Raw genomic sequence first — 16,221 nt, 5'->3', positions numbered from 1 at the left:
GAGTAGGACGTTGCCAGGCATAAAAAAAGAACAACCTGTGGGTTGTTCTTTTTTTATGCTGAAATGTGGAAGTGGATAGTAAAAAGGAATTCCATCTTAGATCCTTAACTCCTATATAAACTAAAAACCTCTTCCCAATTCCATTTTTCGTAGTACCAGCTTGCCATTGTTATGTTTTTAATCCATTCTTTTTTCGATATATTTTGAACAGGCGATACTAATATATTGGCAGTCGCCCTATCGGTCCTAATCCAAATGAGCTGATTAAGATAAAATTGCGGTGCAAAATCACCTTCATTTTTTCCAGGGAAGGTTACCTGTTTTTGATTATCTGAAATCTCGAATATACTTGGCAATGGCCGTTCATTAACCTCCACAAATTCACTCTCTTTAGAACGTGAAACGAAAAGCGCATGGTTATTTTTCCATGAAAAATCACGATCGGCATATTCTTCAGGAGTTAACCGTTCCTTCTGAAAGGCTGGTACGCCTAGCAGCTGTAACTTTTTATTTTTCAAAGCTTCCCTGCCAAACCCGCTAATGTAGCCAAGAACACTCCTGCCAGGTGCCCATTGCAGCCATTCCTCATGATTTAACATTTCATCTATCCTTTGAAAAACCTGTCCATCCTCTGAAAGCACACAAAGAGTATTACTGTCTGCAGATAATGAAGCAGTAGGATTTAATAAAAAGCTAATCCATTTACGGTCGTATGACCATTTAAACTGGCTGGTGCTTACATAGTATTCATTCTCTTCAACTGGTATTGTATAAACTGGTTTAGTAATTGGCTTATGCCGGTTATCCCCAATTAGTAGTTTTGATAACTTGATATTGGTATGAAGCTTAGGGCTATCTTTAGAGGAAATCAACAGCCCTTCCCCATTTGGATACCAAGAAAGGTTTTCAACCTTATCTGCCAGTTGATGCACAAGGAAAGGGCTTGCCGGCTCCTCCGTATCAATGATATATAAATCAGTCTTTACAAGAAAGGTAAGTTTATTTTGCTGTGGAGACCATTGAAAATTGTTCGTAACATTAGATTTAACTTTTATATGTTTGTTCAGACGGATATTGTAAATCCATAGTTCGCCATGATAAAGGTAATCGCCAATTTCCATCTTTCCTTTTAAGTAGGCCACCCATTCCCCATCATGTGACCATTTTGGATACCTGACAAAGCCCTCATTTGTAAGCCTTCTTTCTTCATTTCCGATTTTTATCCACAAATGGTCATTGCGGATAAATGAGGCTTTTAAAGTGTTATGTTCGTTAGCTGCGTAAGTTATCACGTGAAACGGCATAATAACAAGTAAAATAGTTAGTAGGACTATTTTTTTCATTTAATCGCCTCTTTTTACTTTAGAGATGGGTATATATATTGTGCGCAAATGAGTAAAATTCATCAGGATTTTAAGGGCTTTTGTGATAAAGTGAAGAAAGCATAATAATAGGGGGAGTTCATGTGCTCGAAAATAGTTTTATGATGGTTGCGATTATCCTGGTTATTAATATTGTTTATGTTTCTTTTTTTACCATAAGGATGATCTTAACGCTGAAGGGGCAGCGTTATTTAGCTGCTGGGCTTAGTATGATCGAAGTGGTCATTTATGTCCTTGGTCTTGGCCTTGTCTTAAATAATCTTAATCAGATTCAAAACCTTGTTGCGTATGCCGTTGGTTATGGCATTGGGGTGATTGTCGGCATGAAAATTGAGGAAAAGCTGGCGTTAGGTTATATCACGGTTAATGTGATTACCAAGGAATATGATAAAAATCTGCCTAGAATTTTAAGAGAAAAGGGATATGGCGTGACCAATTGGGAAGCAAATGGACTTGAGGGCGAACGGATGGCGCTTCAAATCCTTACACCCAGGAAATTTGAATTAAAGTTATACGATGCCATTAAAAGTTTAGATCCCAAAGCATTTATCATTACATATGAGCCCAAGTCGATTCATGGCGGCTTCTGGGTGAAATCAGTGAAAAGAGGGAAGTTATTTTCATGAGTAAAAAGAAACTGCAATTTGAGGTCCAAGAAAATGAAAGTATTGAGGATTGCTTGAATAGAATGAAGCAAGAGGGGTATGTTCCTGTCCGAAGAACAGAGAAACCTATTTTTCAAGAAGTGAAAAGAGGCGGAGAAACCATTTACGAGCCAATAGGCCGTAAAATCGTCTTTGAAGCTACGATTGTTGAGTAAAACACGAACATTCCTACTGTATTTAAAAATAACGTTCGATTTATTGGTTGACATTCAAATAGGATTCTTGGTATGATAATGATAGTTAATTAAGAATTTACCTTTACCCTTGTATATCCATGGGAATATGGCCCATAAGTTTCTACCCAATAACCGTAAATTATTGGACTATGAGGGAAAGTCAATATGTTCGGCACAATTAGGAGCCAATGCTTCCTATTTGTTGACCTTGATTTTCTATGCCCGGACAAATGGCTTTCTCTTATGGAGATGCTATTTGTTCGGGCATTTTATTTGCGTGGAAAACGGGGCGAATATATATTATTTTTGAAAAAAGGGGGCTGAAGGATGGGAACTCTTGTCGGAGTGATCATGGGAAGCAAATCAGATTGGGAAACGATGAAGCATGCATGTGAGATTTTAGAACAATTTGAAATTCCCTATGAAAAAAAGGTTGTTTCTGCCCATCGCACACCTGATTTGATGTTTACATATGCAGAAGAAGCTAGAAAAAGAGGATTAAAGGTGATTATCGCCGGTGCGGGCGGTGCGGCCCATCTTCCCGGAATGGTCGCAGCTAAGACAACCTTGCCGGTCATCGGTGTACCTGTTCAATCAAAAGCACTAAATGGTTTGGACTCCTTGCTGTCGATTGTGCAAATGCCAGGCGGGGTGCCTGTTGCAACAGTGGCCATTGGCAAGGCCGGTGCTGTGAATGCAGGTCTGCTGGCCACGCAAATTTTAGCAACGGAAGACGAAGCACTCGCCAATCAAGTAGAAGCTAGAAGAGAAACTATAAAACTAGAGGTTCTAGAAAGTAGTGATCAACTTGACTAACAAAACGATTTTACCTGGAGCGACAATTGGCATTATCGGTGGCGGACAGCTTGGAAGAATGATGGCTCTGGCCGCCAAAGCACAAGGATTTCGAATCGCTGTTTTAGAGCCTGTTTCTGATTCCCCATGCGGACAAGTGGCGGACTTTGAAGTAATCGGTGCTTATGATGATCGGGAGGCAATCGCCAGGCTAGCTGAAATGAGTGACGTAATTACCTATGAATTTGAGAACATTGATGCTGATACGTTAAGCTGGCTTTGCGAAAAAGCCTATGTTCCGCAAGGTCCCAAGCTATTAACGATTACGCAGGATCGGGTCAAGGAAAAGGCAGCCATTCAGCATGCAGAAGTGGAAGTGGCTCCCTATGAGGTCATCGAAAATGATGAAGATCTATTTTTAAAAATAAAATCGATAGGTTTCCCGGCGGTATTAAAAACGGCACGCGGGGGCTATGATGGCAAAGGTCAGCTAGTGATGAAAGCTAAGCAGGATTTATCTAAAGCAGGGCCGCTGTTGCACCATGGCAGCTGTGTAATGGAAAAGTGGATTCCGTTTGAAAAGGAAATTTCTGTTATTGTTACGCGAAAACTGGATGGAGAAACGGTATTTTTTCCAGTAGCGGAAAACATTCATGAAGAAAATATTTTGCATACAACGATTGTTCCGGCACGGATTACTGAAGGGTTGCGGGAAAAGGCGATTCAAAAGGCGAAGCAGATTGCTGATTCGCTGGGGTTAGTCGGGACGCTGGCAGTCGAGATGTTTGTGACCGTTGAGGGTGACATATACATAAATGAGCTGGCACCGAGGCCGCATAATTCAGGTCATTTTTCCATTGAGGCCTGCGAAACTTCACAGTTTGAACAGCATATCCGCGCGATTTGCAATTGGCCATTAGGAAGCACGGAGCTATTAAAACCGGCTGTAATGGTCAATCTATTAGGAGAGCATCTTGACGGCTTATTGAAAGAAATTCCGACTATGAAAGACTGGAAGGTTCATTTATACGGTAAAAAGGAACCAAAATTGAAAAGGAAGATGGGGCATGTTACCCTTTTGAAGGATAACGTCGAGGAAGCTCTTAAGGAGATTGAGGAGAGCAGCATCTGGCGGACAGCTAAAGAAATGATCGGAGGATAAAACATGATTGATCGTTATACAAGACCGGAAATGGGAGCCATTTGGACAGAGGAGAACCGCTTTAATGCCTGGCTTGAGGTAGAAATCCTTGCTTGTGAAGCATGGGCGGAATTAGGTGATATTCCGAAAGAAGATGTTAAGAAGCTTCGTGAAAATGCTTCATTTAATATTGACCGCATAAAAGAAATCGAAGAAGAGACTAGACATGATGTGGTTGCATTTACCCGTGCGGTTTCGGAAACATTAGGCGAGGAACGTAAATGGGTTCATTACGGCTTAACTTCAACGGATGTCGTCGACACGGCGCTTTCCTATGTATTGAAACAGGCTAATGGGATTTTATTACAAGACCTGGAAAACTTTATTGAGATTTTAAAAAATAAAGCAATCGAGCATAAAATGACCGTGATGATGGGACGGACACATGGAGTCCATGCGGAGCCAACTACTTTTGGCTTAAAGCTTGCCCTTTGGTATGAAGAAATGAAACGTAACCTGGAGCGTTTTAAACAGGCAGCGGCGGGTGTAGAGTTCGGAAAGATTTCAGGAGCAGTTGGAACCTATGCCAATATTGATCCATTTGTGGAGCAGTATGTTTGTGAAAAATTAGGTCTTGGCCGAGCGCCAATTTCAACTCAAACACTGCAGCGTGACCGTCATGCACACTACATGTCCACGATTGCATTAATAGCGACTTCTATTGAAAAGTTTGCGGTTGAGGTACGCGGGCTGCAAAAGAGTGAGACGCGTGAGGTTGAAGAGTTTTTTGCCAAAGGTCAAAAAGGGTCTTCGGCAATGCCGCATAAGCGGAATCCAATTGGCTCAGAGAACATGACCGGTATGGCCCGCGTGATTCGCGGTTACATGATGACGGCTTATGAAAATGTACCGCTTTGGCATGAGCGAGATATTTCGCATTCTTCAGCGGAGCGCATTATTTTGCCGGATGCGACGATTGCCTTAGATTACATGCTAAACCGCTTCGGCAGAATTTTGAAAAATCTAACTGTGTATCCGGAGAATATGAGACGTAACATGGATCGTACGCTAGGATTGATTTATTCGCAGCGCGTGCTGCTGGCGTTGATTGATAAAGGCCTGTCGCGCGAAGAAGCCTATGATACGGTGCAGCCGAAAGCGATGGAGGCTTGGGAACAGCAGGTTCCATTCCGCGGCTTGATTGAGGCCGATGGAAAAATTACCTCATTGTTATCTGCGGATGAAATCGGGGATTGCTTTGACTACCACTACCACCTGCAGCATGTTGATACCATTTTTGATCGGTTAGGGTTGAACGGGTAAGTGGGTTGTGCGTGACCGAATAGATGGAAAAAAGGGTTGAAGGGTCACGTAGACGGGTTCTACGTGACCGAATGGATGGAAAAAAGGGTTGAAAGGTCACGTAGACGGGTTCTACGTGACCAGATGGATTGAAAAAACAGTTGAAAGGTAACGTAGGTGGGTTCTACGTAACCAAACGAGTGAAAAAGATATTCAATCGTGTTCCAAGAGCCAGAATAAAAAAATATTGGGGCAGCTACAGCTGGAGTTTGCCCCTTTCTCCAGTTTGAAAATTCCCAATATTGCAAAATAAGGAGTGATTCACCATGAAAGAACTGCTTTATGAAGGAAAGGCGAAGCGAATTTACAAAACAGATGAAGAAAATGTGGTATTAGTCGAATACAAAGATTCAGCCACCGCTTTTAACGGAGAAAAGAAGGCAGAAATAACTGGAAAAGGCCGTCTCAATAATGAGATTACTAGTTTGTTATTTTTAAAGTTAAAAGAAAAAGGAATTGAATCACACTTTATCAAAAGAATCTCCGAAACGGAGCAGCTGGTGAAGGAAGTAACCATCATTCCGCTTGAAGTAGTCGTTCGTAATGTGGCTGCCGGCAGCTTTTCTAAAAGATTGGGAATCGAAGAAGGTAGACCGCTGTCAACGCCGATTGTTGAGTTTTATTTGAAAGATGATGCACTCGGTGACCCGCTGGTAACAGTAGACCATATCCTTGAACTAAAAGCGGCAGCAGTCGAAGAGATTACGATTTTACGAGAAAAAGCGCTGGAAGTAAATGCAGTTTTATCGAGCTTTTTTGCAGAACTAGGCATCAACTTAATTGATTTTAAACTCGAGTTTGGCAAAGACGAACAGGGACAAATTCAATTAGCAGACGAAATATCTCCTGACACTTGCCGCTTATGGGATCAAAAAACAAATGAAAAGCTGGATAAAGATGTATTCCGCCGCGATTTAGGAAGTTTAACACAAGCCTATGAAAATATATTAACGAGACTTGGAGGTCATCAGCATGTATAAAGTAAAAGTTTACGTAACATTAAGAGAAAGTGTATTAGATCCGCAGGGCAAGGCTGTTACTCAATCATTAAATTCGTTGAATTATCGGGAAGTAGCCGATGTCCGCATCGGTAAATATATGGAACTGACGATTGAAAAATCAGAGCGTGACCTTGATGAAGTAGTAAACGAGATTTGTACGAAGCTGTTAGCCAATCCGGTAATTGAAGACTACCGTTACGAAGTAGAGGAGTGTGTCGCCCAGTGAAGTTCGCGGTTATCGTTTTTCCAGGCTCGAACTGTGATGTCGACATGTACCATGCGATTAAAGATGAACTTGGAGAAGAAGTAGAGTACGTTTGGCATGATACGGAAAGTTTAGACGGGTACGATGGAATTCTATTGCCAGGCGGTTTCTCTTACGGTGATTACCTTCGCACAGGAGCGATTGCCCGTTTTAGTAACGTCATGAAGGAAGTAGTGAAAGCTGCTGAAGCCGGCAAGCCTGTACTTGGGGTGTGCAACGGATTCCAGATCCTTCTTGAGGCAGGTCTACTGCCGGGAGCGATGAGACGAAACGAAAGTCTATCATTCATTTGCAAGCCGGTCGAATTAATCGTGGCAAACAATCAATCTATGTTTACTGCTGAATATAAGCAAGGCCAAACCATCACGATTCCAGTCGCTCATGGTGAAGGTAATTACTATTGTGATGAAGAAACTCTCAACCAGCTAAAAGCCAATAATCAAATCGTATTCACCTATCAGCAAAATCCAAATGGCAGTCTCGAGGATATTGCCGGCATCACGAATGACAAAGGAAATGTTCTCGGGATGATGCCGCACCCTGAACGGGCGGTTGACGAGCTTTTAGGCAGCGCTGATGGGCTGAAATTGTTTAAATCAATCGTAAAATCTTGGAGGGAAGCACATGTTGTCAACGCTTGAACCAAATCCAGAGCAAATTAAAACAGAAAAAATCTATCAGCAAATGGGTTTGTCCGATGAAGAGTTTGCGATGGTCGAAAACATCCTAGGCAGAACGCCGAATTACACTGAAACCGGTCTTTTCTCAGTTATGTGGTCGGAGCACTGCAGCTATAAAAATTCTAAACCAGTCCTAAAAAGATTTCCAACAACGGGTGAAAAAGTTCTCCAGGGCCCTGGTGAAGGTGCCGGAATTGTCGACATCGGCGACGGCCAGGCGGTTGTGTTTAAAATTGAAAGCCATAACCACCCATCCGCGATTGAACCGTACCAGGGCGCCGCAACAGGCGTGGGTGGAATCATCCGTGATGTCTTCTCCATGGGTGCACGTCCAATCGCGATGTTAAACTCACTTCGTTTCGGTGAACTAGATAAGGCTAGGACACGCTATTTGTTCAAAGAAGTGGTAGCAGGTATTGCGGGATATGGCAACTGCATCGGCATTCCAACCGTTGGTGGTGAGGTGCAGTTCGATTCATCCTATGAAGGAAATCCGCTTGTCAATGCGATGTGTGTAGGGTTGATTAATCATGAGGATATTAAAAAAGGTCAGGCACATGGGCTGGGCAATACGGTCATGTATGTTGGTGCAAAAACTGGCCGTGACGGGATTCACGGCGCGACGTTTGCTTCAGAGGAACTGACAGAGGATTCGGATGAAAAACGTCCAGCGGTTCAAGTCGGCGACCCATTCATGGAAAAGCTACTATTAGAAGCCTGCTTGGAGCTTATCCATTCGGATGCTCTTGTCGGGATTCAAGATATGGGTGCCGCTGGACTTGCCAGCTCTTCTTCCGAAATGGCGAGCAAAGCCGGGATGGGCATCGAGATGAATTTAGACCTTGTACCACAGCGCGAAACCGGAATGACCGCTTATGAAATGATGCTGTCTGAATCACAGGAACGGATGCTCATTGTCGTGAAAAAAGGCAGAGAACAAGAGATTAATGATCTTTTTTCTAAATATGATTTAGAAGCTGTCGCCATTGGCAAGGTCACGGATGATAAACAATTCCGCCTAATCCATAAAGGGGAAGTGGTTGCTGACCTGCCAGTTGATGCATTGGCCGAGGATGCACCGGTTTATCACAAACCATCTAAAGAGCCAGCTTACTTTGCTGAATTCCAGGCGATGGAGAATGAGATTCCGCAGGTGGATGACCTGAAAGAGACACTCGTAAAATTGTTAAGCCAGCCGACCATTTCCAGTAAGGAATGGGTTTACGAGCAATATGATTACATGGTGCGGACCAACACGGTTGTGTCGCCAGGCTCAGATGCTGCCGTAACCCGTATTAGAGGAACACGGAAGGCATTGGCAATGACCACTGATTGTAATTCACGCTATGTTTACTTAGATCCAGAAACAGGCGGGAAAATTGCGGTCGCAGAAGCAGCACGTAATATTGTATGTTCTGGTGCAGAACCACTTGCTATTACCGATAACCTCAACTTCGGTAACCCTGAAAAGCCGGAGGTATTCTGGCAGATTGAAAAGGCAGCTGACGGAATCAGCGAAGCCTGCCGGGTTCTCGAAACACCGGTCATCGGCGGTAACGTGTCATTATATAACGAAACTAGCGGCACAGCGATTTACCCAACACCAGTTATTGGAATGGTGGGACTTGTAACAGACATTGATCATATTACAACCCAGCATTTTAAACGAGGCGGCGACCTTATTTATTTAGTTGGGGAAACAAAACCTGAGTTTGGCGGCAGTGAGCTGCAAAAGTTATTGAACGGTAAAATTTTCGGAAAAGCGCCGGAATTAAATATTGAATTAGAAAAAGAAAGACAAAGCCAGGTTCTCGCAGCGATTCGTGCCGGATTGGTTCAATCTGCTCATGACCTATCAGAAGGTGGATTGGCTGTTGCTCTTTCAGAATGTCTTTTTACAGGCGAAGGAATGGGGGCGGAGGTACACATCACTGGAAATGCAGTTTCTGACCTTTTTAGTGAGACCCAATCTCGTTTTCTATTATCCGTTAAAAAAGAACATCAAGCAGAGTTTGAAAGGGTAGTAGACGCAGAACAAATTGGTCAAGTGAATAAGGCGGGAATCCTTCAAATTTTATCTGAGGGTCAAACCGTTCTCGTGTCCACAGTTGCCGAATTAAAAACAGCCTGGAAAGGGGCGATCCCATGCTTGCTGAAATCAAGGGATTAAATGAGGAGTGCGGCATTTTTGGTGTCTTTGGACATCCAGATGCTGCTCAATTAACCTATTACGGCCTTCATGCCCTGCAGCACCGCGGCCAGGAGGGGACCGGCATCGTTGTCTCTGATGGGAAAAAACTTACAGGCGTTAAAGGTGAAGGTCTTGTAACGGAGATTTTTACAGCAGATGCAATGTCCAAATTAACGGGGTCTGCGGCGGTCGGTCATGTCCGCTATGCGACAGCAGGGGGCGGCGGCTATGAGAACGTCCAGCCGCTGTTGTTCCATTCGCAAACTGGAAGCCTTGCCCTTGCTCATAATGGCAACCTTGTGAATGCTAATTCCTTAAAACATCAGCTTGAAGCGCAAGGAAGTATTTTTCAAACCAGTTCTGATACGGAGGTTTTAGCCCATTTAATTAGAAGAAGCGGCTTTCACCAAATGAAGGAACAGGTGAAAAATGCTTTGACCATGCTAAAAGGGGCATATGCCTATTTAATTATGACGGAAACCGAACTAATGGTGGCGCTTGACCCACATGGACTAAGACCACTTTCACTTGGCTGTCTAGGTGATGCGTATGTGGTGGCGTCGGAAACATGTGCCTTTGATGTGGTCGGTGCTGAATATATCCGCGATATTATGCCGGGTGAACTATTAATCATCAACGAAAACGGGCTTACCTCAGAGCGGTTTTCGCTGAGTACGACTAAGGCCATCTGTATGATGGAGTATGTTTATTTTTCAAGACCTGACAGTAATATTCAAGGAGTTAATGTCCATACTGCCCGAAAAAACTTAGGAAAAAGGCTGGCGATGGAAGCACCAATCGATGCGGACGTGGTGACAGGGGTCCCGGATTCCAGTATTTCAGCGGCAATCGGCTATGCAGAAGCAATGGGGATTCCGTATGAAATGGGATTAGTCAAAAACAAATATGTCGGCAGAACCTTTATCCAGCCTTCCCAGTCACTTAGAGAGCAGGGAGTTAAAATGAAACTGTCCCCAGTTCGCGGTGTTGTTGAAGGGAAACGGGTGATTATGGTAGACGACTCGATCGTCCGCGGGACGACAAGCAGAAGAATTGTTTCTATGCTGAAAGATGCCGGAGCGACAGAGGTGCACGTTGTCATTAGTTCACCACCGATCAAAAATCCATGCTTCTATGGAATTGATACGTCATCAAAAGAGGAATTGATTGCGTCTGACAAGTCGGTTGAGGAAATTCGCCAATTAATTGGAGCGGATTCGTTAACCTTTTTAAGTGAGGATGGCATGGTTAAAACACTTAGCCAGTTAGGGACAAATGGCTTTTGCCTTGGCTGCTTTAACGGAAATTACCCAACAGAAATCTATCCAGATACACTACAGTATTATTATCAAAAGGGGTGACGGTCATGGCAAATGCGTATACACAAGCGGGAGTAAATATCGAAGCAGGCTATGAAGCGGTTGAGCGGATGAAGAAACATGTACAGCGGACAGCACGAGCAGGTGTGATCGGCGGCCTCGGCGGCTTTGGTGGAATCTTTGACCTCTCAATGCTCGGATTAAAAGAGCCGGTTTTGGTGTCAGGCACCGATGGTGTTGGCACGAAGCTGATGATTGCGTTCATGATGGATCGTCACGATACGATTGGAATTGATGCCGTAGCGATGTGTGTCAATGATATTGTTGTCCAAGGAGCAGAACCGCTTTACTTTTTAGATTATATTGCTTGCGGAAAAGCCATTCCCGAAAAAATCGAAGCAATCGTTAAAGGGATTGCCGATGGCTGTGAGCAGGCCGGCTGTGCCTTAATTGGCGGCGAAACTGCGGAAATGCCGGGACTTTACCGTGAAGACGAGTACGATTTAGCTGGTTTTTCAGTAGGCGCTTGTGAAAAGCCGCAATTGATCACCGGTGAAAACATTAAGCCTGGAGATGTGTTGATTGGTTTAGCATCAAGCGGCATTCACAGCAATGGTTACTCGCTGGTTAGAAAAGTATTTAACAACTGGTCGTTAATCGAGTTTGTCGATGAACTTGGCTGCTCTTTGGGCGAAGAATTACTGAGACCAACAAAAATATATGTAAAGCCGATTTTAGCGGCATTGAAAAAGTTCCACATCAAAGGCATGGCCCACATTACGGGCGGCGGATTTATTGAAAATATTCCACGAATGCTGCCTGCAGGGTTGGGGGCCGAATTGAACGAAAGAAACTGGCATATTCCTTCTATTTTTAAGTTGATCTCTGAGGTTGGACAAATCGCATACCAAGACATGTATAATATTTTTAACATGGGAATTGGGATGGTGGTTGCTGTTGATCGGGTGACCGCGGATGATGTAATGGAGCATTTCAAAGAATTAGGTGAAACGGCATATGAAATCGGCGTCGTTACCGAACAAGAAGGAATTCAGATTAAAGGTTTTGGTGGCCGGCGATGAAAAGAATTGCAGTGTTTGCCTCGGGTAGCGGAAGTAACTTTCAGGCAATTGTTGATGTGACTCAATCAGGGCTGCTTCCAGCGGACATATCTCTTTTGGTGTGTGATCAACCGAAAGCATACGTAATTGAAAGAGCAAGAGAAAATGGGATTTCGCAATTTGTATTCAGCGCAAAGGATTACCAAAGTAAAGCAGCATATGAAAAGGAAATTTCCAAGCTGTTGCAGAATTTGAATATAGATATTATTGTCCTTGCAGGCTATATGCGTCTGATTGGGTCAACTCTGCTAAAAGAGTACGAAGGGCGAATTGTCAATATCCATCCCTCACTGTTGCCCGCCTTTCCGGGAAAGGATGCCATTGGTCAGGCACTAGCCGCGAAGGCAAAATGGACCGGAGTGACCGTTCATTTTGTGGATGAAGGCATGGATACTGGCCCAATCATTGTCCAAGAGCGAATACGGATTGAGGAAAATGAAACAAGAGAAAGCCTGCAAAAGAAAATCCAAAGGGTTGAACATAAGTTATACCCATCCATTTTACACATGCTGTTAACACAAGGAGAGGTTACGAATGACGAAAAAGCGCGCACTTATTAGTGTTTCTGACAAAAGCGGGGTTAGCGAATTTGCAAAAGAATTAGTGAATCTTGGCTTTGAAATTATCTCTACCGGCGGAACGAAAAAAACGCTTCGGGAACAGGGAATTGCCGTGCTTGGAGTGAGTGATATTACCGGATTTCCGGAAATTTTAGAGGGACGCGTGAAGACGTTAAATCCCTTGATCCATGGCGGCTTGCTTGCAAAACAAGATGATGAAGAACATCAAAAGCAGCTCGCCCAACATGGGATTGAGCCTATTCAGCTTATTTGTGTCAATCTTTATCCATTCCAGCAAACGATTGAAAAACCAGATGTAACCGTTGCGGATGCAATTGAAAACATTGATATCGGCGGCCCAACCATGCTCCGTGCTTCCGCGAAAAATCATCAATATGTAACCGTCGTGGTCGATCCGGCTGATTATCAAACCGTGCTTGCAGAATTAGCAGAGGATGGCAGCACGAAGCTTGAAACAAGAAGAAAGCTAGCGGCAAAGGTGTTCCGTCACACGGCAGCCTATGATGCGTTAATTGCGGGATACATGACAGACCTCGTTCAGGAAGAAACACCAGAAAAATTAACGGTTACATATGAATTAAAGCAGGGGTTACGATACGGAGAAAATCCGCATCAACAGGCAGCTTTTTATAAGAAGCCGCTTGGCTCTCATTTTTCGATTGCCTATGCAGAGCAACTTCATGGCAAGGAGCTTTCCTATAATAATATCAATGATGCCGATGCGGGATTGCAAATCGTGAAGGAATTTTCGGAACCGGCCGCGGTGGCGGTGAAGCACATGAATCCATGTGGTGTCGGCACAGGTAAGACTGGGTATGATGCTTTTACTAAGGCGTTTGCAGCGGATCCTGTTTCCATTTTTGGCGGAATTATTGCTTTTAATCGTGAAGTTGATGCTGACACAGCAGCAAAGCTACATGAAATCTTTTTAGAAATTGTAATTGCACCGTCTTTCTCAGAAGAGGCGCTTGCCATTTTAACAGGGAAAAAGAATCTTCGATTGTTAACGATTTCGTTTGATGGTGCCAAAAAGGCTGAACGCAAAATGACAACGGTTGAGGGCGGATTGCTTGTGCAAGATCAAGACCGTTATTCACTTGAGGATGCAGAAGTTACCATTCCAACAAAAAGACAGCCGACAGACGCAGAGTGGGAAGCGTTGAAATTGGGCTGGAAAGTTGTGAAACATGTAAAATCGAATGCGATTGTGGTTTCAAGCGAAGAGATGACGTTAGGGATTGGTGCGGGCCAAATGAACCGTGTTGGTTCCGCTGAAATTGCTCTGAAGCAAGCAGGTGTAAAAGCAGAAGGTGCGGCACTTGCCTCAGATGCCTTCTTCCCAATGGATGATACGGTTGAAGCGGCGGCAAAAGCAGGAATTACGGCAATTATTCAGCCAGGCGGCTCGATTAAAGATGCGGAATCAATTAAAAAAGCAGACGAATACGGGATTGCCATGGTATTTACAGGCGTTAGACACTTTAAACATTAAAACGAGGTGTGAGGATGAAGGTACTAATCATTGGCCGCGGTGGGAGAGAACATGCCCTTTGCCATAAGGTGAGTGAGAGCACGCTTGTTGAAAAAGTATTTGTCGCTCCCGGAAACGCTGGAATGACGGATGTGGCAGAACTTGTTCCGCTTGAAGAATCACAGCACGAGCAGTTGATCGAGTTTGCTAAAGAACAAGAGGTTGGCTTAACGATTATAGGCCCGGAAGTCCCGCTTCTTGAAGGGCTTGCCGACAAATTCGAAGCAGCAGGTTTAGTCGTATTTGGCCCACGCAAAGCTGCGGCTGAGATCGAAGGAAGTAAATCTTTTGCGAAGGAACTGATGAAGAAATATCAAATTCCAACGGCTGAGTATGAGGTGTTTACTTCGTATGAAGCTGCCCGTCAATATGTCGATGAAAAAGGCGCGCCTATTGTGATTAAAGCGGATGGATTAGCTGCTGGAAAAGGTGTAGTAGTTGCTTTTACAAAAGAGGAAGCATTCGCAGCCTTAGAAGAAATGCTTGTAGATGCGAAGTTTGGTGCTGCCTCCTCACGGGTAGTCATAGAGGAATTTTTAAGCGGCGAAGAATTTTCGCTAATGGCATTTGTGAATGGGGAAGTAGTCGTGCCGCTGGAAATCGCCCAGGATCATAAACGCGCATTTGATGGCGACCAAGGGCCGAATACCGGCGGAATGGGTGCATATTCACCTGTTCCGCATATTGGTGTGGAAACCGTGCGAGAAGCGGTTAATACTGTACTGATTCCTGCGGCAAAAGCGATGGTGCAAGAGGGACGCAGTTTTTGCGGGATTTTATATGCAGGTCTGATTAAAACGGGTAATAGTCCTAAAGTTATCGAGTTTAACGCCCGTTTTGGCGATCCGGAAACACAGGTCGTGCTGCCAAGGCTGAAATCAGATTTGGTTCAAGCAATTTTAATGTTGTTGGATGGAAAAGTCCCTGAGCTCGAGTGGAATCCGCAGCCGATGGTTGGTGTTGTCGTTGCCGCAAAAGGGTATCCGGAGGTTTATCAAAAGGGTGCTGTGCTGACAGGGTTAGCTGATTTTAATAATGAAGTTGTTACATTTCATGCCGGAACGGTTTTAAATGAAAAAGGTAATTTTATCACGGCATGCGGCAGAGTGCTGCTTGTGGGCGCCAAGGCTGATACTTTGGCTGCCGCCCAAGAAAAGGTATATCGTGAACTAGAGAAGTTGAATTGTGATGGAGTTTTTTATCGGAGAGATATTGGGGCAAAAGCGATACATGCTGTCATTGGCTAATTAGATTTGGGGGTCTACCATATGGTCGACCCCATTTTACTTTAAAAATAAGGTATTTGTGAGAAAACGGTGTCTGTTTATTAAAGTATAATTGGCTCGTAAGGACAAATTTTCGAGGCAAAACTTAAAGTGTCCAATAGACCGCGTCTAAAGGACAAAACTTTGAAGAAAATCGAAAAAGTGTCCAATAGACTGCGTCTAAAGGACAAAACTTTGAAGAAAATCGAAAAAGTGTCCGATAGACTGCGTCTAAAGGACAAAACCCCGAGAAGAATAACTAAAATGTCCAATAGACCACGTCTAAAGGACATTTTAGTTATTCTTCTTCCGTTATGACGGATTATAAGGAACAATCGAATCCGTATCTAAACCTTCCATCCCATCCATGGAATCCGTTGCCTGGTTGTGCTCCTGAATCATATCCTTACACCTTTCACACAATGCCGTTACAGGGCAATAGCGGACGATCCCCTCAGCTACCTTCATTGCGCCACAAAAAGCGGCAAATAAATAGGAATCCCTCCATGGGTGTTTGACAAGTTTCGAGGTGCTCCATGCCAGAATCGTCAATCCAAAGGTAATGCGAATTAAGGCGTTTAACATGCTGATATTTGGCTTGATGTTCATAATGTTCACTCCTTCACAAAAAATTTACAATATTTATCAACTCTTTACTGCTTTAAATAGTAAAATATGATACTATAGTATCTAAAGAAAATTTTGTAAGGGCTTTCTTTGTTGTTAAATCAACTTATTATTATATA

Annotated in this window: 16 protein-coding genes and 1 riboswitch; of the genes, 14 read left to right on the top strand and 2 right to left on the bottom strand. The window is 43.7% G+C overall.

All coding sequences use genetic code 11. From position 1 onward, the window contains the following. Positions 1-104: 104 nt before the first annotated feature. Complete coding sequence (locus BABA_RS01080) at positions 105-1,343, bottom strand: TolB family protein (RefSeq protein ID WP_007083264.1); 1,239 nt, start codon at positions 1,341-1,343, stop codon at positions 105-107. A 140-nt stretch (positions 1,344-1,483) separates the two neighbouring features. Between BABA_RS01080 and BABA_RS01075 the strand changes: the two genes are divergently transcribed. The 14 genes from BABA_RS01075 (at position 1,484) to purD (ending at position 15,457) form a co-directional block, all read left to right on the top strand. Further along, positions 1,484-2,008 (top strand): DUF2179 domain-containing protein, encoded by a 525-nt coding sequence (locus BABA_RS01075; RefSeq protein WP_162138322.1) that lies wholly within the window; start codon positions 1,484-1,486, stop codon positions 2,006-2,008. Next, the gene (locus BABA_RS01070; protein WP_007083262.1) at positions 2,005-2,202 is read left to right on the top strand and encodes an NETI motif-containing protein; all 198 of its coding nucleotides are present in this window, start codon (positions 2,005-2,007) and stop codon (positions 2,200-2,202) included. The genes BABA_RS01075 and BABA_RS01070 overlap by 4 nt, the downstream gene beginning before the upstream one ends. An 89-nt stretch (positions 2,203-2,291) precedes the next feature. Further along, positions 2,292-2,393: riboswitch (purine riboswitch) on the top strand. A 157-nt stretch (positions 2,394-2,550) separates the two neighbouring features. Beyond that, positions 2,551-3,039, top strand: coding sequence for a 5-(carboxyamino)imidazole ribonucleotide mutase (purE, locus tag BABA_RS01065; protein WP_007083261.1), 489 nt, complete (start codon positions 2,551-2,553; stop codon positions 3,037-3,039). After that, positions 3,032-4,180: a 5-(carboxyamino)imidazole ribonucleotide synthase gene (gene purK, locus BABA_RS01060; RefSeq protein ID WP_040344834.1), complete on the top strand. Its 1,149-nt coding sequence runs from the start codon at positions 3,032-3,034 to the stop codon at positions 4,178-4,180. The genes purE and purK overlap by 8 nt, the downstream gene beginning before the upstream one ends. Positions 4,181-4,183: 3 nt before the next feature. Further along, the gene (purB, locus tag BABA_RS01055; RefSeq protein ID WP_007083259.1) at positions 4,184-5,482 is read left to right on the top strand and encodes an adenylosuccinate lyase; all 1,299 of its coding nucleotides are present in this window, start codon (positions 4,184-4,186) and stop codon (positions 5,480-5,482) included. Between the two features lie 305 nt (positions 5,483-5,787). Beyond that, a complete protein-coding gene (gene purC / locus BABA_RS01050; RefSeq protein WP_007083258.1) occupies positions 5,788-6,501 on the top strand; it encodes a phosphoribosylaminoimidazolesuccinocarboxamide synthase in 714 nt (237 codons plus the stop codon). Next, positions 6,494-6,748, top strand: a complete 255-nt coding sequence (purS, locus tag BABA_RS01045) for a phosphoribosylformylglycinamidine synthase subunit PurS (protein WP_007083257.1) — start codon at positions 6,494-6,496, stop codon at positions 6,746-6,748. Before purC ends, purS begins: the two co-directional genes overlap by 8 nt. Further along, positions 6,745-7,428 (top strand): phosphoribosylformylglycinamidine synthase subunit PurQ, encoded by a 684-nt coding sequence (purQ, locus tag BABA_RS01040; RefSeq protein WP_007083256.1) that lies wholly within the window; start codon positions 6,745-6,747, stop codon positions 7,426-7,428. The genes purS and purQ overlap by 4 nt, the downstream gene beginning before the upstream one ends. Then, a complete protein-coding gene (purL, locus tag BABA_RS01035) occupies positions 7,412-9,637 on the top strand; it encodes a phosphoribosylformylglycinamidine synthase subunit PurL (protein WP_040344827.1) in 2,226 nt (741 codons plus the stop codon). The genes purQ and purL overlap by 17 nt, the downstream gene beginning before the upstream one ends. Beyond that, positions 9,613-11,019 (top strand): amidophosphoribosyltransferase, encoded by a 1,407-nt coding sequence (purF, locus tag BABA_RS01030; protein ID WP_007083254.1) that lies wholly within the window; start codon positions 9,613-9,615, stop codon positions 11,017-11,019. The genes purL and purF overlap by 25 nt, the downstream gene beginning before the upstream one ends. A gap of 5 nt (positions 11,020-11,024) precedes the next feature. Beyond that, positions 11,025-12,059, top strand: a complete 1,035-nt coding sequence (gene purM / locus BABA_RS01025) for a phosphoribosylformylglycinamidine cyclo-ligase (RefSeq protein WP_007083253.1) — start codon at positions 11,025-11,027, stop codon at positions 12,057-12,059. Then, positions 12,056-12,658, top strand: a complete 603-nt coding sequence (gene purN, locus BABA_RS01020) for a phosphoribosylglycinamide formyltransferase (protein ID WP_007083252.1) — start codon at positions 12,056-12,058, stop codon at positions 12,656-12,658. The genes purM and purN overlap by 4 nt, the downstream gene beginning before the upstream one ends. Then, positions 12,633-14,171, top strand: a complete 1,539-nt coding sequence (gene purH, locus BABA_RS01015; RefSeq protein WP_007083251.1) for a bifunctional phosphoribosylaminoimidazolecarboxamide formyltransferase/IMP cyclohydrolase — start codon at positions 12,633-12,635, stop codon at positions 14,169-14,171. The genes purN and purH overlap by 26 nt, the downstream gene beginning before the upstream one ends. 14 nt (positions 14,172-14,185) lie before the next feature. Next, positions 14,186-15,457: a phosphoribosylamine--glycine ligase gene (gene purD, locus BABA_RS01010; protein WP_007083250.1), complete on the top strand. Its 1,272-nt coding sequence runs from the start codon at positions 14,186-14,188 to the stop codon at positions 15,455-15,457. Between the two features lie 330 nt (positions 15,458-15,787). On the opposite strand, the gene BABA_RS01005 is transcribed toward purD, so the two are convergent. After that, the gene (locus BABA_RS01005) at positions 15,788-16,084 is read right to left on the bottom strand and encodes a YgaP family membrane protein (RefSeq protein ID WP_007083248.1); all 297 of its coding nucleotides are present in this window, start codon (positions 16,082-16,084) and stop codon (positions 15,788-15,790) included. Between the last annotated feature and the right edge of the window lie 137 nt (positions 16,085-16,221).

Source organism: Neobacillus bataviensis LMG 21833 (assembly GCF_000307875.1).
GTDB classification, from domain to species: Bacteria; Bacillota; Bacilli; order Bacillales; family Cytobacillaceae; genus Neobacillus; species Neobacillus bataviensis.
This window is presented reverse-complemented; position numbering and strand designations above follow the sequence as displayed.